At 39.1% G+C, this 21,594-nt stretch carries 22 protein-coding genes, 1 pseudogene and 1 riboswitch; of the genes and pseudogenes, 17 read left to right on the forward strand and 6 right to left on the reverse strand.

Annotation, left to right across the window (positions count from 1 at the left end; all coding sequences use genetic code 11):
- Position 1 precedes the first annotated feature (1 nt).
- Genes IPU53_RS11915 through IPU53_RS11925 form a run of 3 tightly spaced genes read right to left on the reverse strand, consistent with a single transcriptional unit; the run spans position 2 to position 2,927 of the window.
- On the reverse strand, positions 2–1,027 hold the full coding sequence (locus IPU53_RS11915; RefSeq protein ID WP_207450967.1) for an ABC transporter substrate-binding protein: 1,026 nt from the start codon (positions 1,025–1,027) through the stop codon (positions 2–4).
- Between the two features lie 26 nt (positions 1,028–1,053).
- A complete protein-coding gene (locus tag IPU53_RS11920; RefSeq protein WP_207450969.1) occupies positions 1,054–1,851 on the reverse strand; it encodes an ABC transporter ATP-binding protein in 798 nt (265 codons plus the stop codon).
- Entirely contained in the window at positions 1,851–2,927 is a 1,077-nt protein-coding gene (locus IPU53_RS11925) for a FecCD family ABC transporter permease (protein WP_207450970.1), read from the reverse strand. The genes IPU53_RS11920 and IPU53_RS11925 overlap by 1 nt, the downstream gene beginning before the upstream one ends.
- A 251-nt stretch (positions 2,928–3,178) precedes the next feature.
- Between IPU53_RS11925 and murA the strand changes: the two genes are divergently transcribed.
- The 10 genes from murA (at position 3,179) to IPU53_RS11975 (ending at position 13,596) form a co-directional block, all read left to right on the forward strand.
- Positions 3,179–4,471, forward strand: coding sequence for a UDP-N-acetylglucosamine 1-carboxyvinyltransferase (murA, locus tag IPU53_RS11930; protein ID WP_207450971.1), 1,293 nt, complete (start codon positions 3,179–3,181; stop codon positions 4,469–4,471).
- Between the two features lie 564 nt (positions 4,472–5,035).
- The gene (locus tag IPU53_RS11935) at positions 5,036–6,580 is read left to right on the forward strand and encodes an ABC-F family ATP-binding cassette domain-containing protein (RefSeq protein ID WP_207450972.1); all 1,545 of its coding nucleotides are present in this window, start codon (positions 5,036–5,038) and stop codon (positions 6,578–6,580) included.
- A 36-nt stretch (positions 6,581–6,616) separates the two neighbouring features.
- Positions 6,617–7,135, forward strand: coding sequence for a hypothetical protein (locus IPU53_RS11940; protein WP_207450973.1), 519 nt, complete (start codon positions 6,617–6,619; stop codon positions 7,133–7,135).
- Positions 7,136–7,177: 42 nt separating this feature from the next.
- Positions 7,178–7,618 carry an OsmC family protein gene (locus IPU53_RS11945; protein ID WP_207450974.1) on the forward strand — a complete coding sequence of 147 codons (441 nt, stop codon included), beginning with the start codon at positions 7,178–7,180 and terminating at the stop codon, positions 7,616–7,618.
- A gap of 164 nt (positions 7,619–7,782) precedes the next feature.
- Positions 7,783–7,986, forward strand: a complete 204-nt coding sequence (locus tag IPU53_RS11950; protein ID WP_207451143.1) for a hypothetical protein — start codon at positions 7,783–7,785, stop codon at positions 7,984–7,986.
- A gap of 254 nt (positions 7,987–8,240) precedes the next feature.
- Positions 8,241–9,716: an MFS transporter gene (locus IPU53_RS11955; protein WP_207450975.1), complete on the forward strand. Its 1,476-nt coding sequence runs from the start codon at positions 8,241–8,243 to the stop codon at positions 9,714–9,716.
- Between the two features lie 309 nt (positions 9,717–10,025).
- Positions 10,026–10,613 (forward strand): AAA family ATPase, encoded by a 588-nt coding sequence (locus IPU53_RS11960; protein WP_207450977.1) that lies wholly within the window; start codon positions 10,026–10,028, stop codon positions 10,611–10,613.
- Positions 10,614–10,854: 241 nt separating this feature from the next.
- Entirely contained in the window at positions 10,855–11,556 is a 702-nt protein-coding gene (locus tag IPU53_RS11965; RefSeq protein ID WP_207450978.1) for an SDR family oxidoreductase, read from the forward strand.
- Positions 11,557–11,827: 271 nt separating this feature from the next.
- Positions 11,828–12,187: a hypothetical protein gene (locus IPU53_RS11970; protein WP_207450979.1), complete on the forward strand. Its 360-nt coding sequence runs from the start codon at positions 11,828–11,830 to the stop codon at positions 12,185–12,187.
- Positions 12,188–12,636: 449 nt separating this feature from the next.
- Positions 12,637–13,596, forward strand: a complete 960-nt coding sequence (locus IPU53_RS11975; RefSeq protein ID WP_207450980.1) for an alpha/beta hydrolase — start codon at positions 12,637–12,639, stop codon at positions 13,594–13,596.
- A 55-nt stretch (positions 13,597–13,651) separates the two neighbouring features.
- Here the strand turns inward: IPU53_RS11975 and IPU53_RS11980 are convergent, their stop codons facing one another.
- Positions 13,652–14,821, reverse strand: a complete 1,170-nt coding sequence (locus tag IPU53_RS11980; protein ID WP_207450981.1) for an MFS transporter — start codon at positions 14,819–14,821, stop codon at positions 13,652–13,654.
- A gap of 80 nt (positions 14,822–14,901) precedes the next feature.
- Positions 14,902–15,002, reverse strand: a riboswitch (purine riboswitch).
- A gap of 544 nt (positions 15,003–15,546) precedes the next feature.
- On the opposite strand from IPU53_RS11980, the gene IPU53_RS11985 reads away from it, so the two are divergent.
- Positions 15,547–16,056 (forward strand): DoxX family membrane protein, encoded by a 510-nt coding sequence (locus tag IPU53_RS11985; protein WP_207450463.1) that lies wholly within the window; start codon positions 15,547–15,549, stop codon positions 16,054–16,056.
- A 423-nt stretch (positions 16,057–16,479) separates the two neighbouring features.
- On the opposite strand, the gene IPU53_RS11990 is transcribed toward IPU53_RS11985, so the two are convergent.
- Together IPU53_RS11990 and IPU53_RS11995 are read right to left on the reverse strand one after the other, a co-directional pair.
- Complete coding sequence (locus IPU53_RS11990) at positions 16,480–16,950, reverse strand: DinB family protein (RefSeq protein WP_207450982.1); 471 nt, start codon at positions 16,948–16,950, stop codon at positions 16,480–16,482.
- Between the two features lie 90 nt (positions 16,951–17,040).
- Positions 17,041–17,325, reverse strand: a complete 285-nt coding sequence (locus tag IPU53_RS11995) for a hypothetical protein (RefSeq protein ID WP_207450983.1) — start codon at positions 17,323–17,325, stop codon at positions 17,041–17,043.
- 298 nt (positions 17,326–17,623) lie between these two features.
- Between IPU53_RS11995 and IPU53_RS12000 the strand changes: the two genes are divergently transcribed.
- From IPU53_RS12000 to IPU53_RS12020, 6 genes and pseudogenes are all read left to right on the forward strand, one after another.
- Entirely contained in the window at positions 17,624–18,703 is a 1,080-nt protein-coding gene (locus tag IPU53_RS12000) for an AI-2E family transporter (protein WP_207450985.1), read from the forward strand.
- 67 nt (positions 18,704–18,770) lie between these two features.
- Entirely contained in the window at positions 18,771–19,136 is a 366-nt protein-coding gene (locus IPU53_RS12005) for a hypothetical protein (protein ID WP_207450986.1), read from the forward strand.
- A gap of 111 nt (positions 19,137–19,247) precedes the next feature.
- On the forward strand, positions 19,248–20,063 hold the full coding sequence (locus IPU53_RS12010; RefSeq protein WP_207450987.1) for a S1C family serine protease: 816 nt from the start codon (positions 19,248–19,250) through the stop codon (positions 20,061–20,063).
- Between the two features lie 42 nt (positions 20,064–20,105).
- A complete protein-coding gene (locus IPU53_RS12015; RefSeq protein WP_242698246.1) occupies positions 20,106–21,215 on the forward strand; it encodes a PA2928 family protein in 1,110 nt (369 codons plus the stop codon).
- Positions 21,188–21,388: a GntT/GntP/DsdX family permease gene (locus tag IPU53_RS25630; RefSeq protein WP_396019945.1), complete on the forward strand. Its 201-nt coding sequence runs from the start codon at positions 21,188–21,190 to the stop codon at positions 21,386–21,388. The genes IPU53_RS12015 and IPU53_RS25630 overlap by 28 nt, the downstream gene beginning before the upstream one ends.
- Positions 21,303–21,545 (forward strand): annotated as a pseudogene (locus IPU53_RS12020) (GntT/GntP/DsdX family permease); the annotation flags it as partial. The gene IPU53_RS25630 and the pseudogene IPU53_RS12020, both read left to right, overlap by 86 nt.
- Positions 21,546–21,594: the final 49 nt, after the last annotated feature.

Consider the following 21,594-nt stretch of genomic DNA (forward strand, 5'->3'; position numbering starts at 1 on the left):
ATCACTCCTTTCCAATCTCATTTGGATGGAGCCATTCTACTAATGACTCTAATTGATCGACAATATAGCGATTGGCTTGTGAAATATCCTTTGCTTTCATTCGTTTGATTTTGTCTTCTTGGACAGCTGTTAAGGTTTGAAATCCTTCTGAATCGACTAAATCTTGAAATTCATCACTGGTCGTGCCCCATTCAACGAGAATGATATAATCAGGATCCATATCAATCAAATGTTCAATCGAGGCAGGTGCCGATTTTTCCAAGCCTAATACATCTGAACCAGGGGTGCCTCCAGCTAATTGGATCAAATCGTAGGCAATGCTCGAGGGACCGAGTATATATGGTCCAGTGTTGGATCCTACTTGGGAAAGGATTAACACCGTTGGCTGTTGATCGCTATCTTTTACAAGGGATTGAGCTTGATTAATTTTTTGTTTCAGCTGATCGACGATTTCTTCCGCCTTTTCTTCCTCTCCTAATAATTGGCCAATAGCAAGATAATTCTCCATCACATCTTGGACGGTCATCCAGCGACTAAAAGAAGCTAAGGGTGTGCCTGATTGCTCTAATAATTTTTCTGCATCTTGCTCTGCGCCATGTGTTAGGGTCAATAGCACTAAATCAGGATCATAAGAAAGGACGACTTCCGGATCAAGTGAGGTTGCGCCTTTGACTTTATAAGGGATCTCTTCTATTTCTTGACTATAATGAGACAGGCTTGCATTCTCGGCGCTTTCAGTGATTGCAACAAGCGAATCTGCTCCTACTAAATCTATGACGGTTTCCGCAACATTTAAAGATAATGCGGCAATTTGTTGTGGCTGTGCCTGAACAGTCACCTCTTTCCCTTCAATAGACAGCGTTCGTGGGAATACAGAATTGCCTTTTTCATTAGATTCCGCAGCCTTATTTGACTCAGATTGTACAACTTTTTCCCCACTAGCACACCCTGTAACACATAAGAGGGTTATTATAAGAAATAAACCAATGAATAATCCATTTTTTCTTCCATCTCGATAACATCTCATATTCTTCATCCTTTACTAAAAAATTCTCAAATCCTAACGGTTTCTTCAATTTGTGACAAGGCCGTAATATAATAGGCTTCTGTAAGGTCGTCGTACCGCACGGCGGTATGTATTTGGTAGCTTTCTCTCAATGTTCCAGGCGAGAAGACATCTTTTGGCTCTCCGGAGGCAAGAACGCGTCCATTCGCTAATAACACTAATTTATCGCAAAATCGTGCGGCTAAATTAAGATCATGTAAAGCCATAATGACCGTGGCTCCTTCCTTGGTTAATTGCTTGATCAGCTCTAAAACTTGGAGCTGTCGATTGATATCTAGGGCAGAAGTCGGTTCATCCAATAATAAAATGTTTGCTTGCTGTGCTAATGCTTTTGCGATAAAAACCAATTGGCGTTGACCACCTGATAATTTATTCACCGAGTGGCTCGATAAATGAGAAATATTTGTTCTTTCCATAGCATTTTGCACAATGTCATAATCCTCTTGATTTTCCAAGCCAAAGCGAGGAATATGAGCATGTCTTCCCATTAAAACAATTTCATGTACAGAAAAATCAAAATGAAAGCTTGTGTCTTGAGGGACATAGCCGATCATAAGTGCTATTTCCTTTGGAGAACAATGCTTGATTTCTTTTCCATTCAAATAGATATTCCCTTGTTGAAATGTTAAAAGTCCTGCTAAAGCGCGTATCCAGGTTGACTTTCCAGATCCGTTTGGTCCGATTAAACCAATAAAGTTTCCTTTTGGTGCTGTTAACGAAACGTCTTTTAAAATGGTGTTTCCATCTAGAGTCAGTGAGACGCGATCTGAAATAAGTGTTGTCATTATAAGCTTCCCCTCCTTGATTTAAGTACCAGGAATAAAAAGACTGGGGCTCCAATGAGGGAGCAGACGACTCCCACTTGAACACTGACAGGCTGAATCATTGTACGAGACACAATATCAGCAAGAACTAAAAATGAAGCTCCCCCTAAAGCACTTGCTGGCAAGAGAAAGCGATGATCTGGTCCGAAAATTAGCCGAATAGCATGAGGGACTACAAGGCCAACAAAACCAATTGTCCCACTTACCGATACTCCAGCCCCAACCATTAGCGCCGCTAAACCAAGTAAAATATATCGCGATCGTTTTACATTCACCCCTGAACTTTTTGCTTGTTCATCGCCTAATAGCATGACATTAAGTTCCCTGGAAAAAATAGAGACGAGTAAAATTGCTCCGATGATAATGGGGCTAATCAGCTGGACATGCTCCCAAGTCCTTGCTTCCAATCCACCTTGAAGCCAGAAAACTATCCCTCGAAGTTCTTGCTCACTTGGAGCACTCGCAATAAATACACTCATAACAGCTGAAAGAAAAAGATTCATCCCCAATCCAACGAGTAGAAGTGTTGAGATAGATGTCTTTTTGCTCACTTGCCAAATAATTAACACGAAAAACAGGGAAAGAGCTGCCCCTACAAAGGCCGCCAAAGGCAGAACCCACATGCTGAATCGTGTGAGCCCAAAATAAAGCACGATCACAGCCGCGACAGCCGCTCCACTCGAAACTCCAATATAGCCTGGTTCCACAAGTGGGTTCCGGAATATACCTTGCATAATCGCCCCCGATATCCCAAGCCCAGCTCCCACGAGGGCACCGACCAGGACTCTTGGTAAACGAATACTTTTAATGACAGTCATCTCTTTTTCCGTAAAAGCTGATCCTGATGTGATATGTAAATGGTCGAGTATAATCGCTAACGAATGCTGGAATGGAATATGGAACGGTCCGATTGAAGTGGACACAATAATTAAACAAGACAAGATGATAAAAAAGAAAGATAAGCGAATGACGTTCTTCTTTTGTCCACCTATATAGATTTTGTTTCCTCTGTTTACCGAATTTGTTGTTGTGATCAATTCCTCACCCTCTTAAATTTAACTATAGGTAAAATTGTTTTATATAGGTTAAAGAGTTTGCCTTAGGAAACTTTAAAGATTATCTTAGCTGTCCATAGATTATTTTGTCAATAGGGCTTTTGGATGAGGAAATAGACATAATTCCGAGAATACTTTAGACTTTTTTCAATAAGTATCTTAGAGGAATAACCAAATGAGTATGAGTAAAACTTCTTCTCCTTTTCATTATTTTATTTTTTGGGGGTATTTAGATGGGTGTACAAATTAAAGGGGAAAAATTGAAAATAGAGGGTGGAAATAGATTAGTTGGGGAGACGAAAGTAGATGGAGCGAAGAATGCGGCTTTAATTTTGGTGCCTGCTGCCTGTCTTGCGTCTGAGGGCGTTTCATATTTGGAAAATATCCCTTCTATTTCTGACATGGATGTATTGATTGAAATTATGCGTGAAATTGGGGTCACAAGCTATAGAGAGGGTGCTTCTCTTTCTATCGAAAGTAATGGATTGAAAAATGGACATATAAGCGAAACATTAATGTCAAAAATGCGCCAATCGATTTTATTCCTTGGTCCTCTTGTTTCAACAATAGGAGAAGCAACTATTTCCTTGCCAGGAGGAGATAATTTTGGTGTTCGTCCGATAGATATCCACCTAAGTGCTTTAGAATCATTTGGCGTTGAAGTGAATGTAGAGGATGGGATTGTCTATGCAAAGGCAAAAGAACTTCCTCTAAAAGGAACAAGATTTAAACTAAGACTTCCTAGTTTTGGTGCAACTGTCCAGGCTCTACTTACGGCTTGTCGAGCGACTGGAGAAACCATGATAGAAAATGTTGCGATTGACCCTGAAATAATGGATTTAATTCAATTTTTAAATAGTATGGGTGCCAATATCAAATTAACAGATAATAGGAAATTAATCATACAGAGTAGCGAGCGTTTACAAGGTATTAAACATCAAATAATCCCTGACCGCTTGGAAGCCATTGCGTTACTTACCGCTTTTGCTATGACAAAAGGAAGTGGGACTATACATGGGGTTATACCAGGACACAATCATGCAATTATTTCTTTGTTAAGAGATGTCGGTTTAGAAATATCATTTATCGGAGACAACTCTATACTTGTTGATACATCGAAAAAATTATCATCATTTCGTGTGATGACAGGGCCTTATCCTGGATTATCTACTGATTTACAATCTCTAGTAGTTAGTTTAGCAACCATATGTAATGGAAAATCAATTATTATAGATCATGTATTTAATGGTAGATTTTCAATATGCTCTGAATTAATAAAGATGGGAGCACAAATAGATATAGCTAGTTCGGAAAATTTAGTGAGAATTAATGGAGTAAATAGCCTAAAAGGATCTTTTGTTGAGGGAAAAGACATACGTGCTGCAGTTGGTCTTGTCTGTGCAGGATTATCATCATCGGGAACTACATATGTAAGTGGATTAGAGCATTTAAAACGCGGGCATGGAAATTTAGTTGATAAGTTATGTGAGTTAGGAGCAAAAGTTAAATATTTTTCATCAGAATAAGCATAACTGAATGGGGATATCCCTAAAGTCGAAAAATGTCAAAAAGCTCCCGTGACGCGGCCTCCGGGGTCGATGCTATTCCAGCAGGCGTATCGCCGTTTTTAGCGATTTTCTTAGCGTTATTCAACGATAAAACAAGAGGCTTCCCCCTTTTTTATTGTTGAAGCGTCCCATTCCAATTCGCTAAGGGTTTCTCAATTTAGGATTATCTGTTATAATATGTTCTTAAACATTTTAGTTCGATTAAGGAGGGAGCTTTATCAATGAATATTTCTACTGTGCTTCAACTCGTTTTGGCTTGATAACGGGATACGTATGCCCATTTTTAACAAAGCCTAAACATGAGTTCTACAGTAGATCTTCACTGATTAGCTCTTTAACAAGATAAAACAATCACTCTTTTATAGTTGCATGGATAAGGTTTGGTGTCTTTTTTACCTCCTTTCTCTTTCTTATTCAGTGATCGTTTTTTATTAAAGGCTACTAGCAGGGCGAGATCTCGCCCTGCTTTTTATATTTTGTTCCCGTGTTTGGGTATATTTTTTCACTAAAGGAGAGCAGAAAATGAGTATTTTAGATGTTGAACAATTATCACATAGCTATGGAGACAAGATTGTTTTACAAAACATATCTTTTCGGATATTAAAAGGAGAGCATATTGGTTTAGTTGGCGCGAATGGAGCTGGAAAATCAACGTTATTTAATTTGTTAACAGGAAAACACCTTCCAGATTCAGGCCATATTCATTGGAATCCAACCGCCAAGATTGGGAATTTAGAGCAGCATATTCAATTAGAATCAGGTGTCACGATGATGGCTTTTTTACAAGGTGCTTTTCAGGAATTATTGGATGCAGAACAGGAGATGCTTGCCATTTCTATGGAAATGGGAGATGTGTCGGGGGAGCAGCTTGATAAATTATTGCAACGGTTTAGCCATTTACAGATGGTGTTGGATCAAAATGACTTTTATCAAATGGATGCGAAGATTGAAGAGGTGGCTGCTGGATTAGGGCTAACATCTCTTGGATTACAGACGGATGTAAGCAAGCTAAGTGGAGGGCAACGGACCAAGCTTCTACTAGCCAAGTTATTATTAACACAACCAGAGGTGTTATTACTAGATGAACCGACCAATTATCTAGATCTAGCCCATATCGAGTGGTTGAAAAATTACCTAAGCACCTATCCGTATGCTTTTGTATTGATAAGTCATGATACAAGCTTTATGAATGAAGTCGTAAATATTGTTTATCATCTTGAACACAAACAATTATTTCGCTATACAGGAAATTATCAGCAATTCCTAAAGGCATATGAACTGCGGAAGGAACAAATTCACCAGCAATACCAAAAACAGCAAGAGGAAATCCAAAAGCTAGAGACCTATATTCAAAAAAATAAAGCGAGAGCTTCCACGGCTAAGCAGGCGAAAAGCCGGGAGAAGAAACTGGAAAAAATAGTACGAATTGATAAACCAACAGATCAGCCGAAATCAACTTTTTCTTTTCAGGTTCATCACCAGCCAGTTAGGCTGATTCTTGAAACAAAAGATCTGAAAATCGGTTACCATGAAGCCTTATTCTCTGCGATGAATATCAAACTTGAGCGTGGTGAAAAGGTTGCGATTGTAGGTCATAACGGAATTGGAAAAACAACGACCTTGAAAACCTTACTTGGACAAATCAAGCCTATAGATGGCACAGTCATTTTGGGAGATCGCGTCCAGCCTGTTTATTTTTCTCAAGAAGCTCTCATTAAAGGAAACCAAACAGCTTTGGAAGAGATCTGCTCGTTATTTCCACATTTGACAGCAAAAGAAGCTAGAACCATGCTGGCTAGATGTGGATTACGGAGTGAACATATCTTTCAACCCCTCCGTACCTTAAGTGGTGGTGAACAGACAAAAGTCCGTCTATGTCAATTGCAATTAACACCAGGCAATGTACTGGTATTAGATGAGCCAACCAATCATTTAGATTCATTGACCAAAGCGTCTTTGCAACAAGCCCTGCAGGCATACGAAGGGACCATCCTCCTGGTTTCACATGAACCAGAATTTTATCAATCATGGGTGACTCAAGTATGGGATATGGAAGAATGGGTCTAACGAATCAGGGGGCTGTCCCCCGACGGAGGTAATAATATGTTTGATCCAACTGTCTTTGAAAATTTAAAGGTGAGTTTTGAAAACCATCTTTATGATTTGGACAATATCGATCAGAAGATCCTGATACAAAATAGAAAAGACCAAATGGATTTTGCAACTTTGTCTAGAAGATTATCCCTTGAATTCATATTGGCTGACCAACCCGAAGTGATGGCGGAATTACGATTAGAGAGTTTACTTGAAGATTTAGCTGGCGAAATATTAGAAATGCCTGAAGCACAACCTGGATGTTCCCTGTTTTTACGATTCACAAAACCAGTAAACGAACCACAAGAGCAGTGTCAAAAAATAGAACAAGTACTCTACTCTATTTGGGAGGATGAAATTGAGTTAACTCAAACCATAAGTTTCGTATATGGCCAAGATTCTCAACTTTTTATAAATAGGATTGAAGTCCGATTCAAACCAAAGTTAACTGAAGAGCATATGGGAGACATTAAGAAATTTTTGACATACGTTTTAGAATCATTAGAACAGTTACATCGTATTGAATGATAGAATGTTGGCCAACTACTATAATGAAAAAGAGGTGATTATATGGCTGAACACCATTTTCATTTGCAGGCGCAGTGGCCAGGTGGAAGAAATAGTGCAGGGTATATCGATGCAGGGAATTTACAGACGAAAATATCCATTCCAGCTGAAATGGATGGACCTGGGATTGGAACCAACCCAGATGAAATGCTATTAGGAGCAGCTGCTACCTGTTACTTCATTACATTAGCTGCGATGATCGAACGAGCAGATTTACCATTAAAAGAAATGGCCTTAGAATCAGAAGGAGTTGTCGATGTAACAAATGGTGTATTTACCTATAAAAGAATTATCCATCGTCCAACTGTTTCCCTAACTGAAAATGCAGAAGAGAAAGCATACATGCTGCTTGAAAGGCTCATTTATAAAGCGGAACAAACCTGTATGATTTCTAAAGCGATTAAAGGGAATGTAGAAATAGAACTGGAAGCAACGATTCGTTAAATAAAGGCTGATCTCGGAGTATGATTCTACAAGAAATCACAAAAAGTATTTTCCCCGAATTTTTTTCAAACGTAACAAACTATATAAATCTGCTTCATAATGTATTACACTTAATAAAAATAACACTAAATGAGGTGAATTCTTTGTGGTGGATTGTAGGGGTCATGATATTTTCCGTACCAATTATAGCCATTGTTACGAATCACATGCAGGAACGTGCAACAATTAAAGGGAAATTTATTCAAGATCAGTTGGAGTTAGAAAAACTGAAGCATGAAAATTACTTATTGGAAACAGAAAAACTAAAACTTGAGCTAGAACAGATGCAACTAGAACAGCCCAAAGATGATATTTATAAATTAAAGTAAACAGGAGAGAAACTCCTATTGTAGAAAAGTTGTTCTGTTTTCTTAACAGATTTTCTGCAATAGGAGTTTTGTTTTTTTTTATAAAACCTCAATCCTTATAAAAATGTGATCTATTTATGAAAATAATCAAGACATTTTATTCTTAACACTCATGTTTGAGGGAAACCCCTAAGTGAAAAATACTAAAAGATTGTTCATAGGAAGGTCTATTTAAGGGAACATCTAAGAAAAGGAGTATCAAGGAGGAGCTATTTATGAAGAAAGAAAAAGGTAAGCGAAAAAAATATAAAGTACATAAAGATGATATTACGGTCATTGATTCGGATATTGCGAAAAAGGCCGTAGTTGCAACGGCATTAGGAAATGCCATGGAATGGTTTGACTTTGGGATTTATTCATATTTAGTTGTCATCATTGGGCATGTATTTTACTCAGGTGTAAGTGACTCCGCTCAGCTTGTTTTTAGTTTTGGAACATTTGCCGTTGCCTTTCTTGTTCGCCCTCTTGGTGGAATGTTCTTTGGGATGCTAGGTGATCGCTTAGGCAGAAAACGGATATTAGCTGTGACATTGATTATCATGTCGCTTGCCACACTAGCAATCGGACTGATTCCCGTTTATGCGACGATTGGAATTGCGGCACCAATTCTGCTGTTATGTGCTAGACTAGTGCAAGGGTTTTCAGCGGGTGGTGAATATGCTGGTGCGATGACATTTATCGCTGAATCGACTCCAGATAATCGCCGTGGTTTTATGGCGAGTGGTTTGGAAGTGGGAACCTTAGTCGGTTATATTGCTGGTGCCGGATTGGTAACGTTGCTTACTTTTATTCTTGGTTCAGATAAGATGCTCGATTGGGGCTGGAGGGTGCCGTTTTTAATTGCCGCTCCAATTGGAATCATCGGCTTGTACCTCCGCACCCATCTTGAAGAATCCCCTGCCTTTGCTGCAATGGAAGAGCAAAAGGAAGGGGAAACGAAGGAAAGAGAACATGTTTCATTAAAAGAGCTGTTCTTATACCATCGTCGCTCCGTTTTAATGTGTTTGGTCTTAGTTTTCTTCTATAATGTCATTGATTATACAGTGTTAACCTATATGCCCTCCCACTTAACGGCTGTTTTAGGGTATGGAGAAACAAAAGGACTTTTGTTGATTGTCATTGTTATGTTTATTATGATTCCACTTGTATTGACAATAGGATATTTTGGGGATCGATACGGGAATAAACGAATTATGCAAGTGAGCTTGATTGGGATTATTTTATTATCGGTTCCATCATTTTTACTAATTGGCAGTGGGAATAACTGGTTGGTCTTTTTAGGATTACTCATACTGGGGTCTTTCTTAGCAGCCATAAAGGCAACGATGAGCTCGCAATTACCATCCCTATTTTTCACCGAAGTAAGATACGGAGGGCTGGCTTTTACTTATAATATTTCTGCATCGCTATTTGGAGGTACGGCTCCTTTACTAATTGCCTGGTTGATTAATCTTACAGCTAACCAACTCATTCCCGCCTTCTATTTAATATTTGCTTCATTGATTGGAATTGTGGTTGTCACTCTCTTTCTTAAAAATACATCTGGAAAACCGCTCCGTGGTTCTCCGCCTGCCGTTGCAGAAAAACATGAAATCAAGCAGGTAATAGAAGATCTGGAGGATGAACTTTGGTGGGGAGAAGAAAAGCATAAGATTGATGAGAGAATAGAGGAAACGGATGAAAGGGATTAGAATGTAAAATGAAACCAGAATCAAATGATAGAACACAGAACGTGGCAAAATCATAGCCGATGCTACACCAAATAAACTGAAACCTATGAAGGGGAAAATCGCCCTTCTTAGGTTCAGGACATTTGTTTGTCGCTGAATGGCAGGAGTCTTACAGTAGCTCTTCCTTACTCATTGTCGAAAATGAAAACAGCGGTACGGCTTGATATAAGCATCTTGAGAGATAAGATGAATGATGATATAGTTTTAAAAAAAGAATCTGCTCACATATTTATCCAATGATATGAAGGCGTTTTGGAGGAGTTAGGGGCTATGCCGAAAATTATTTTTGTAAGTGGAGTTGCGGGGACTGGGAAAACAACTGTTTCAAAATATTTACATAAGTATATTCCTGCTGTTTATCTGGATAAAGATACAGTTGGTGGGAAGTTTAGCGAGCATTTTTTGCAAGCAACGGGGTATGATCCCAGTGACCGGGATTCCAAATATTATAAGCAGCATTGCCGTGATTTAGAGTACGATGTGACGATGAATTTGGCAATGGAGAATGCAACACTTGGGCTTGATTCCATTCTAATCGGTCCATTTACAAAAGAAATTGAAACGGAAGAATGGCTAGGAAGGAAATTAACTGAGTTTGGGCTTTCACGAGTCGATGTGACGGTCAAAGTTTTATTTGTTACATTGCAGGATACAGAGTTACAAAAAGAACGGATTATTGAACGGGGAGCAATGGAGCGTGATCAATGGAAAATCGACAACTGGGATGAATATGAACAAAGCTTAGATCTGCCGACTGTTGCTTGGGGAATTCCGGAATCAAATATTCTGGTATTTGATAACTCAGGAGAATTAACAGAAGAGAAGATAAAAAATCTTGTAGATTTTATCGAGCGATAGATAGAGCTTTTGCTAAAAGGTATAAGGGACTGCGCAAATCAAAGGGATTTGTTCAGTCTTTTTTTGGGGATCTAGCTCCAGCGCCTAGCCCCTCGAGGTCAAATAACCTGAAACCTATGAAGGGAAAAACCGCCCTTCTAAGGTTTCAGAACATTTGCTTGTCGGGGCTGACCAAGGCGCTTGTGCTTTTCTTAATATTTCATGATAAGCTTTTAATGAAAGAAACAAAGGAGGGACTGTTGTGGGAAAATTAAAGGGAAAGGTTGCTGTTGTAACAGGGGCAAGCAGTGGTATTGGAGCAGGCATAGCACGGGAACTTGCTAGTGAAGGAGCTAGTGTGGTGCTAACGGCCCGTAGTATGGAAAAACTGAAAGAACTAGAAAATGAGATTCACCAACATGGAAAAGGAAAAGCCCTAGCTGTCAAAACAGATACGGCTAATCGAGACAGTGTGGAGGAGATGGTAAAAAAGGCAAACGAGGCCTTTGGAGATGTGGATATTTTTGTGAATAATGCTGGACAGATGCTTACAGGGACTATCCGTTCTGGTGAAGTAGAGGAATGGGAGCAAATGATTGATGTCAATATCAAAGGCGTTTTATACGGTGTTCATTCGGTGTTGCCATCGATGCTGGAGCGATCTACCGGAAATATTATTAACATCGCGTCTGTCTCTGGATATGAAGTGACAAAGACGAGCACGGTTTATAGTGCAACCAAATTTGCTGTTAGAGCTATTTCTATGGGATTGGAAAAGGAACTGGCGAGAACAGGCGTTAGAGTGACAAATATCTCTCCTGGGATGGTCGCGACTAGTTTAAGTAACTCCACAGTAATGGATCGGAAAAAACTGGAAACAGAGGATATTGCCAAAGCAGTTGTTTACGCAGTTACACAACCAGAATATGTAAATGTCAATGAAATCACCATCCGGCCGGTTTGAACAAGAATGAATAGGAAAACCCCGAAACTGCTACCTATAGAAGTATTCGGGGTTTTTGAAATTCTGTTATTCACAAGGGAAGAAGCGCAATCCCCTACTAAAGTACCTCAATAATGTAAGGAAGCTTATCTACCTCAGATTACAGGGCAGTAGATTGAGCTGAGAAGAGAAGAAACTTGTGTAAACCTTTTCTTTTTTGTAAGAAAGAGGAGGGCTTTTCTGTTATAATGAAAGAGTAGTGAAAAATTTGATAGGGAGGAGAGAAATACAAATGGAAGAAGTTTTAAAGATATTACAAGCCGTGCAAAAAGAACTGCAAGCCATGCGAGAAGACCAACAAGCCATGAAAAAAGAACTGCAAGCAACACGAGAAGACCAGCAAGCAATGCGAGAAGGTCAACGAATTATGCAGGAAGAATTAGAAGGCCATAAGAGCTTTCAGGAGGAAATGAGAGAATTTCGTCAAGAAACAAAAGAACGATTTACAAATCTTGAAAAACTGGTTATCCAAAACGGTGAAAAATTAGATAATAATCGTCAACATGTTAGTAAAAAGATACACTATTTTGAGCATAAGAACGTTGAACTAGAGCAAAGAATATTTGAACTTGAAACCCGTTACGGGCGCTGATGGGTATTTCCTTTTGATATTCAAGTTTCCTCTTAGTAAAAACTCCGATCGAACTTTCAAACATCAAAGACGTTTCCTTGTTCATGACTTGGAACATGCTCCCCTTATCAAATATCCCATCCTTAGCTTCGTTGATTATTCCACAGTGAAAATAAATCTCATATAGAATTATGTTCAAAAAGTTTAACAAAAAAAGAACGCAACGGATCCCTACGTTGGCTTGCTTTTTCGCTCCTTGTTTTTTGAATAAATTGAATTCGATAGTGTGTATAACCCCATTACATCATATTCCCTATTTGAGGATAGAGGGCAAGAAAAAGAGTAGGGCTGTCCCAATGAGATCCACATGGTGGAGATCCCACTTCAATAATCTGCCAAAGAGTTCTATCTACTTTTTTAGTATAATAGAAGAATAGAGTGACTGATTTTACTTGAAAGGGAAAATGGCCATGATACGAAAGCATTGGAAAAAAGTTGTTACAATTTTTATTGGTATCCTTTTAATTGGAGACATTGCAGCGAGTTTCTTTTTCTACAATTTGGCTATTAAGCGGGGACCAAAGGAGTTCCTCGAGGAAAATGCTGATCTGGAAGTGGCAGCAGAATCATTGGACGAAATGTTAGATGGGGAATGGCGAGAATGGGTAGCTACTCAGGATTTTGAGGAAATCGAAATGAAATCTCGTGATGGTTTAGAATTAATAGGCTATTACTTGCCAGCCAAGAAACCGACTGATAAGTTGGTTGTTTTCACTCATGGCTATCTAGGGCATGCGAAGCAAATGGGCCTATTTGGTCAATATTATTATGAGGAACTAGGTTACAATATTTTCATGGCAGATGCGCGTGGGCACGGAGATAGTGAAGGTGATTATTATGGGTTTGGTTGGCCTGATCGCCTTGATCTGATTGATTGGACGAATCTTTTAGTCAACAAATTAGGAAATGATACGCAGGTTGTCTACCATGGTTTGTCCATGGGTGCTGCAACAGTGCTAATGGCAAGTGGAGAAAAAGAGCTGCCTGATCAAGTGAAAGCCATCGTGGCCGATAGTGCTTATACATCTGTTTATGACTTGTTTGCCTATCAGATGAAGCGTATGTTTAAGCTGCCTGCATTTCCGATTTTGGACAGTACAAGTCTTGTTACTAAGATAAAGGCTGGTTATTGGCTAAGGGAGGCGGATGCGCAAAAAGAAGTAGAGGTGACAGATGTCCCAATTCTTTATATACATGGGAAGGGCGATACCTTTGTTCCTACGAAACTAGCACAAGAACTTTATGAATCTACGAATAGTGAGGCGGAGCTTATGCTTGTGGATGGGGCCAATCATGGTGAATCATTTGTATTAGAAAAAGAGGTTTATAAAGAGCGGTTAAACCACTTTTTATCCAATTATATCGAATAAATGCAAAGGAGAACTACTTTCCTTTGCATTTTTTGTAATTGAGACAATTGTTTATCTAGTTCGTTGTTTCGGTTTGATGAAGTTGTGCTGGAATTTTCAAAGAAATAACAGCACATATAAAGGCAATGATTACTACCCCTGAACCAACGGCAGCAGTCCGAGCAACGGATTCCGTATGCTCCATGACCAAGCCGCCAATACCCGATCCTAAGGCAATGCCGATTTGCAATGCCGAGTTATTAAAGCTTTGATGAATATCAGATGTGTGTGGATCTGTGCGAATAATATAATCCTGTTGTGGTGGAGCAAGACTCCAACTTAATGCTCCCCAGATCATCATGGTCACCAAGAATACAGGGAAGGAAAAAGTGGAATAGGGAAGAACAAATAGGACTAAAGCAAAAGCACCAAGGATCATTAAGATGCTTTTCTGTGAACCAATTCGGTCAGCAAGTCCACCTCCAAATGCTCCACCACCTACAGCAGAAATTCCAAAAAGAAAATAACAAATGCTTACCCAGTTTTGATTTAAATGTAAAGTGGTTTCTAAAAAAGGCGTAAAGTACGCATATATCGTGTAATGTCCAGCTAACATAAACATGGTAGCCAAATGGGCGCCTGCAATTTTTTTGTTGGCTAGTGCTTTCATTTGTATCGATAAAGGCTGGATATTTTCGGGAGAAATTTTTTCCAAAAACATATAAATAAGAATGCAAGAGCCAATTGTAAGAATGGCGATTCCGAGAAAAACGGTTCTCCAGCCCAGAGCATTTGTGATGACAATGCCGATTGGTACACCAAGTACTAAGGAAGAACTGATTCCCATATAAATGACCCCTAAAGCCTTTGCCCTATGTTTGGGTTCCACAATCTTTGAGGTAATCGTTAAAGATAATACGATCACTAAAGACGCACTCATCGCTGTAAGTACTCTGGCGATCATAATGAATGTAAAATTGGGGCTGAAATAGGTGATGATATTTCCTATGAAAAAGATGAATAAGGTGATCAAGTATAAATTTTTGCGTTCCATTTTTGCTGTTAAAGATAGAAGCACTGGGCCGGCAATGGCATATACAAGTGCATAAATAGTAATTAGTTGCCCTGCGGTTCCAATCGTAACATGCAAATCATCAGCCATAATGGGTAAGATTCCACCTACAATTAATTCCACCAATCCAACAATAATCGTCGATATGGCAAGGATAAATACTTTAAAATTCATATTCATACCTCCAAGGTCCCTTATGTATCTCTGCGGGACTTCCTTTCGTTTAAACAGATATAAGTATAGAAAAAATCCCGACTACAAAAGAATAAATTTGTAGTCAGGATTTAATTGGTTCCTGGTAGAGACCCTCAAACCATATTATTGAGGTTATACATTTATCCCGAATTAACTGGCAGTAAGACCCCCACTTCAAGAATTCGAGGTGAAAACGAGAATTGTAAGTGGGGGTCTTACTGCCAGTAAATCCCCGATTGGTTTAACTAACATTCAGTGGGGGATGAAAAACCCCCCACTGAATGAAGTTTCACTTTATTTTTATTCGAAATTTCCAAACAGCAATATAACATGTTCTCGAGAAATTCGCAAGTTTAATCCCGAAACAACTGGCAGTAAGACCCCATTTTAAGGATTCGAGGAGAAACAAGATGGTAAGTGGGGATCAACTGCCAGTAGATACCTGATTGGTTCAACTAATAATCAGTGGGAATGAAAGAAACCCCACTGAATGAAGTTTCACTTTATAGAAAAGTGTCAATGTTGTGTCTGTTATGAAATACCCTTGCGTAATTGGCGAAAACGTAGTATATTAAGAGTGTAGAAAGTTAGTGAAAGTATTCACAAGAAAAAATAAAAAACAGTACCCTTCAATACAGTGCACTTATATTTTTTACACTATTATGTGAATAATTTCACAAACGATAAAATAAACAGGAGTGATTATGATGAATAAATGGTATGAAAATCGTTGGGTAGCAATTGTATGGGCCGCATTAAGAATTTGGTTAGGTGTTCAATGGTTAGAAGCAGGTTGGCATAAATTAGGCGCATTTGATGCAGGGGGATTTTTACAAGGGGCGTTAGCCAAAGCAGGAGGAGAAGCACCAGTTGTCCAAGGATGGTATGCCGCTTTCCTTGAACATGTTGCCCTTCCAAATGTGAAGATTATCAACATCTTGATCCCAGCAGGGGAAATACTTGTTGGTCTTGGATTAATTGTCGGCGCATTGACAATCCCAGCTCTGATTGCAGGAGCATTCATGAACTTGAACTTCTTACTTGCAGGAACGATTAGCACAAATCCAATCTTACTTGCCGTAGCCATCATTCTCTTATTTGTAATCAATGGAACAGTATATTACGGAGTTGACCGCTTCTTAGTCCCAGCTACGATCAAAAACTTGAAAGACAAAAATATCTTTAAAAAATTCCGAAGGGTTGCTACACAGTAATCTAAGAAGGGAAAGCTGATAAAAGCTTTCCCTTTTGTTCCAGTATAGGAAAGTATAAATTTTGGTTAGTGCTTGATCCAGTTCCAGGCGCCATCGGCTCGAGGTCAAATAACCTGAGACAATGAAAGGCAAAGAACGCCTTTCTTTGTCTCAGAACATTTGCTTGTCGCCGATAGGCGGGCGCCTTGCGCTTTTCTTGTCGTTTAGGAAATTATAAAATTGCAGCTTGTGGATAAGTTATAACTTTGAGTTTTGTTGTCTAGCTCCAGCGCCCAGCGACTAGCAAACTTTCGGTTTCTTCCTACGATAAGTCAACATCCATTCGCTTTCCAAGCTCATGGTGTTTCCTTTATCTCGTCAGAACCCTAAAAAGTTTGTACGTCGCTAAACGGGCGCTTGCGCTTTTGTTCTTCATCCAGTTCCTTATTGCATTTCTTTTGTTGGTCCCATTATACCTGGGACGGTTAATCCAGCTTGGCGAAGCAATACGGTCATTTGACCGCGATGATGGGTTTGATGATCAATAAGAGAGCGTAATAATTTGCCGCGCGGTACAGGACCACCAAAGCCAGTTACTTCCTCTAATAAGGACTCATCAGTTAATTTCGGTCCCTCATTTTTATACGATTGCATCACTTTTTCATAAGCTTCCACTATTTCAGCAACATCTTTGGGTGTTGGTTGATCAGATGATGGAGCTTCAATTTGAAGGCCAGCAAAATGGCCGAACGCCCCTGCTGCACCAACTAGGTGCCCAGCTAGCCACCCAAGAGAATTATGACCTTCTATAATCGCTTGGTCTAGCTTATCGTTCGTCATGGCCTTCATTACTGCTAATGTGCCTTCCGCTGAAGCGGACCAGTCTTCGATAAAATCTTCCACTTTTCGATACAATTTGAACACACCCTTCATTTACTATAATCATGTTAATTATAACGAATCGGGGAGACTGTATTCAAATAAGAGAACCTCCAAAGTCAAATCTTATCTCCTGTACTCCTTGCCATTTAATAAAATAACAATGACATCATTCATTCGATCTTGCATCACGGCAGCAGAAATTTTCGAAATGCGCGTATAGTACAGATATACGCCGACAAAGTAGACAGTCCCAACAACCAGCATGGTCAAACGATATTGTAAAAGCCGTAGGGCCGTGGTGAAATCGCCAAAAATAATTGACAGAAGGAATAGACTAATGATGACAATAATCCCCAGCAAATATAATCTTATTTCCTTAAAAGTCATCTCATCATGTTGTAGATTCATGGTGTCACTCCTTATGATAAAAGGATACATTAATAAAAAATATGTGGTAACTATGAAAAAAAGAACAGTGACGAATTGTCCTTTTTTCTTTACCGAAGGGTCAAGATTGGTCTCTTTTGAACAGGAGGATGGAAAAGGAAAAAACAGCTCGTTTTCTAGGGAACGGTTTGTAAGTAAAAACGACATCGTGATTCCTCGCTATCCAGTGTAATCCATTATTAGTTTGAAACTTTTCTTCGACATGGTCCGTAATTAAACGTATACTTAGAGTATTATTTTCGCATGAGGAAGTGAGGACTTGACAAAGAAGCTATGGTTTCAAGTGGGGGTCGGTATATTATTAGCGATTCTGATCATTAAATATTTCATGGAAATCAGCTTTATCTTTTCACCTGTGGTGATTATTGTTAAAGCGATTATCCTGCCCCTATTACTGGGCGGCGTATTGTATTACATGACAGAACCTGTTCAACGATTTTTGGAAAAGCGGAAAGTTCCACGTTGGGGCAGTATCATCATTATTTTGGTTGGTCTTGTTTTACTTATTTGGCTTTTCGTAGCAATCATTGGCCCGCCGATCACAAAGCAAGTCAATGCATTAGTTGATAATGCTCCTATAATTACAAAAGAACTAGATGACATAAAAGACAAGCTTTTACAGGAAAAGGATAATTTGCCTGAAAACTTGCAGGAATCAATCAATAGTGCAGCAAATTCCCTTCAATCTGTTGCAATGAAATTTGGAATATGGATTGTCCAATTTTTACAATCGTTCTTCCAGGCGATGTTCTTGCTGGTATTAGTTCCATTTTTCTATATCTTCATGTTAAAAGATCATGAGAAATTCGCGCCGATTATTTATAATTTCTTTTCTGGGGAAAGGCGAGTATGGATTAAAAAGACGATGGGTGACATTGATAAGGTGTTGCGTTCGTATATACAAGGGCAACTTTTGATTAGTACAATTTTAGCCGCTTTGATCTGGATAGGCTATATGATTTTAGGCGTGCAATATGCTTTGCTGCTTGCCATTTTTGCCTTGTTCATGAATCTGATCCCTTTCGTTGGTCCATGGATCGCTGTAACGCCAGCTCTGATCATTGCATATTTACAGGATCCAAAGTTAGTGATCGGTGTAGCGATTGTTACCTTAGTGGCACAACAAACGGATAGTAACTTTATTACACCAAATGTGATGGGAAAAACACTTGATATTCATCCACTAACTGTAATTACGATTATTTTGGCAGCAGGAAATATTGCTGGCTTTCTTGGGATCATTGTTGCCATCCCAGTCTATGCTGTCGCTAAAGTAGTGATTTACAATGTTTACGAACAGCGTATAAAAATAAAGAGTGCGGCCACGAAAGATGTATAGAATTTAAGAAAATAGGAGGTTTGAAAAAGTCCAATTGGGATATGAAAAACTTTAAGGAGGAATTCATATGCCGTGGACAAAAAATGATTATCCAGCAGCTTTTAAAAATGAAACTGCCAAGGTCCGTAATAAAGCGATTGAAATTGGCAATGCTCTTTTGCGAGAAAATTATGAAGAAGGACGAGCGATTTCAATTGGCTTGACACAAGCACGTGAATATTATGAAGATGATGGCAAAGATCGGGTTCATTATAAGGTGAAAAATGAGGACGATTCTTGGAAACTGCTACAGGCAGGGAAGAAACAAGCCATTTTTAAAGAAAGTAATAAGGAAGACTTACTAGAAAAAGCAAAACCTTATGTCACGGATCATGATGGCATTCTCTTTATTTACCGTGTAGATGGTTCGTTAGAAGATACTTTGTACAAGTGATCCATTCAACCTTAGGAAGCCCCTCTACCGAATGAAATTGTAGAGGGGTTTCGTTGATAGTAGAAGACTACAAATGAATGATGGATCAATAAAATGAGGATGTGAAACTAGATGGAGGAGGAAGAAAAAAAGGTTGACGGTCCGGATCGCCATTTAATAGAAGACATTGATGAAGAGGAAATGGCTGAACTGATCCGCGAGGCCCAGCGCGAGGTTCTTTTAGAAGAAGAGCAAGAACACAAACATCCCCCGCCAACTCGGCGTATACATAAATGGATATTGACACTCATTGTCGTTGTTTTTCTATTAAGTACATTTTCGTTCGTCTTTCAAACATATTCCATCCCAGCTTTAGAATTTTTGCGCATATCGGCAAGATTATCACAAGATGAACAGATTCAGATGTATAAAAAATCAGTTGTCACTGTTACAACGGAAGAAAGCAAAGGAACAGGATTTTCCATCTCGAGTGATGGGGAGATTTTGACCAATTATCATGTAATTGAAGGGAACGGGGAAGTGACAGTTGCTTTTCCGGAAAATGGTATATTCCAAGCGAAGGTCACAGACATTTACCCAGAAATTGATCTTGCTTTATTAAAGGTGGAGGCCGCATCATTGCCATATTTAAAAGTAGCTGAACAAGCAAGATGGTACCAAGAGGAGCCAGTTACGTTCATTGGGAACCCGCTTCGTTTCCATGGGATTGTCAATGAAGGCAAGATTATCGATTCGGCCAAATTACCAGATTGGGAAGAGGAAGTCGTGATGATCAAAGCTCCGGTTTATCGAGGAAACAGTGGGAGTCCAGTCCTGAATGAGAAAGGAGAAGTAGTAGGGGTGATCTTTGCGACAATGGAGCCTCCCGAATATGGAAAAGTGGGCCTATTTATTCCAATCGAATTGTATCAAGCTGTCACCCAGTAAAGAGGAAGCTTTGATTGTAAGAAAATAGCGGGAGGAATGGGATTGGAAAGTTTTTTTCAACGATTCTTTTATTCGTGGCGCTTTAACGGATGGCTTCGTCACGATATTACTTTAGCGATCGTGATAGGTGTAGGAATTCTACTATTATTATTTATTATGTTTAAATATCGACGTGTTGGGGCATTTGTAATTGCCTTTATTTCGTATGCTTTTTTCAGTAGTTTTGTGATGATTGTATTCGGACTCGCTGGTAGAAGCTTTCCGATTAATGCTATATCACCAGTTTATACAGATGATTCGCAAAACATTGCTATCCAAATGGTTAGAGGGACTGAAAATAATGGAACATCTAACGGTATTACTCAGCTCATTTCTCATTACCAGATTATCGCAATTGATTTAAAATCGGGTGAAAAGCAATGGACGAACTCGTCTTCAGGTAAGGAGACAATCATTGGACCTTTTATGGGAGGACTTCTTATTCATCATCGGGATGGAGAAGTAGGAAAATTATCTCTTTTAAACATTCAAACGGGGAAAGAAGAGCTATCTAAGAAAGAATTTACACAGAAGCATAAAGGCTTAATAGATATTCTTGATCAGGGTGCATACAATCTAATGGTCTGGCAAAATAAACTTTATTTAGCAGGGATTGATGGAAAGTACTACCAGTTTGACGGAAAAAATTTAAACGAAGATAGTGAAGCAGAAAATCTCCTTTCTGTACGTTTTTCCTTGGATTCTGATTTGCCAACTTACTTTGATTCGTATGTAGAGAAGAGAGAGTATCAAGAGATCAAGGATTTTATGAGCGATCTCTTGGCAGAGCCTGCCATTCAATCATTCGCAAATCTAGGAGTTCATGTGTTAGATGTGAATCTGCAGAACAAAACAGCGATGGTGACATATCAAGAAACAAAGCGAGAAAGTGCAAATCGAATGATATTGCTCTATGACATGAACGAACACCATATTTTGTTTGAAGAAAATATTGGTGCTGTGAATGCAGAACAAAAGATTCCTGGGCTTCGAGTATTAAAAAGCTATTATGTGATTCAAGCGGGTGATGAGTTTATATTGTTAGATAAAAAGACGGGAAAAGAAACATTGAGGTATCATTTGCGTTGGAATATCCCTGTCTATCAAAATTAAACATTCCACCTCATCCAGGACCAACAGTTATTGCACAACAATATGAAGCGAATATTGGTATGGTTTTAATTTATGGGGCGATTATTTCTATTCCGGGCTGGTCTTGTGATTCCATTAATGCAAGGAACAGGGGTGGACCCTGCTTTAATGGTGTTGGCGACTGGTGCTGGTAGTTTGATCGCTTCTCATGTTAATGACGCAGGGTTTTGGATGTTTAAAGAATTCTTTGGGTTAAATTTAAAGGAAACATTTGCAACTTGGACATCGCTAGAATCGATTATTTCAGTAGTCGGCTTAGTCGGTGTCTTGGTGATAAATTTGTTTGTTTAGAGAGGACGTACAAAACTACTTTGAATATGCACATGTAAAGGAAGGATCG

Origin of the sequence: Bacillus sp. SD088, assembly GCF_017355205.1 — a bacterium.
Taxonomy (GTDB): domain Bacteria; phylum Bacillota; class Bacilli; order Bacillales; family Bacillaceae_C; genus Lederbergia.

Bases quoted from the DNA above. Each gene is read 5' to 3' on its own strand.
- IPU53_RS11915 (WP_207450967.1), bottom strand. From the start codon at position 1,027: ATGAGATGTTATCGAGATGGAAGAAAAAATGGATTATTCATTGGTTTA.
- IPU53_RS11920 (WP_207450969.1), bottom strand. From the start codon at position 1,851: ATGACAACACTTATTTCAGATCGCGTCTCACTGACTCTAGATGGAAAC.
- murA (WP_207450971.1), top strand. From the start codon at position 3,179: ATGGGTGTACAAATTAAAGGGGAAAAATTGAAAATAGAGGGTGGAAAT.
- IPU53_RS11935 (WP_207450972.1), top strand. From the start codon at position 5,036: ATGAGTATTTTAGATGTTGAACAATTATCACATAGCTATGGAGACAAG.
- IPU53_RS11940 (WP_207450973.1), top strand. From the start codon at position 6,617: ATGTTTGATCCAACTGTCTTTGAAAATTTAAAGGTGAGTTTTGAAAAC.
- IPU53_RS11945 (WP_207450974.1), top strand. From the start codon at position 7,178: ATGGCTGAACACCATTTTCATTTGCAGGCGCAGTGGCCAGGTGGAAGA.
- IPU53_RS11950 (WP_207451143.1), top strand. From the start codon at position 7,783: ATGATATTTTCCGTACCAATTATAGCCATTGTTACGAATCACATGCAG.
- IPU53_RS11955 (WP_207450975.1), top strand. From the start codon at position 8,241: ATGAAGAAAGAAAAAGGTAAGCGAAAAAAATATAAAGTACATAAAGAT.
- IPU53_RS11960 (WP_207450977.1), top strand. From the start codon at position 10,026: ATGCCGAAAATTATTTTTGTAAGTGGAGTTGCGGGGACTGGGAAAACA.
- IPU53_RS11970 (WP_207450979.1), top strand. From the start codon at position 11,828: ATGGAAGAAGTTTTAAAGATATTACAAGCCGTGCAAAAAGAACTGCAA.
- IPU53_RS11975 (WP_207450980.1), top strand. From the start codon at position 12,637: ATGATACGAAAGCATTGGAAAAAAGTTGTTACAATTTTTATTGGTATC.
- IPU53_RS11980 (WP_207450981.1), bottom strand. From the start codon at position 14,821: ATGAATTTTAAAGTATTTATCCTTGCCATATCGACGATTATTGTTGGA.
- IPU53_RS11985 (WP_207450463.1), top strand. From the start codon at position 15,547: ATGATGAATAAATGGTATGAAAATCGTTGGGTAGCAATTGTATGGGCC.
- IPU53_RS11995 (WP_207450983.1), bottom strand. From the start codon at position 17,325: ATGAATCTACAACATGATGAGATGACTTTTAAGGAAATAAGATTATAT.
- IPU53_RS12005 (WP_207450986.1), top strand. From the start codon at position 18,771: ATGCCGTGGACAAAAAATGATTATCCAGCAGCTTTTAAAAATGAAACT.
- IPU53_RS12010 (WP_207450987.1), top strand. From the start codon at position 19,248: ATGGAGGAGGAAGAAAAAAAGGTTGACGGTCCGGATCGCCATTTAATA.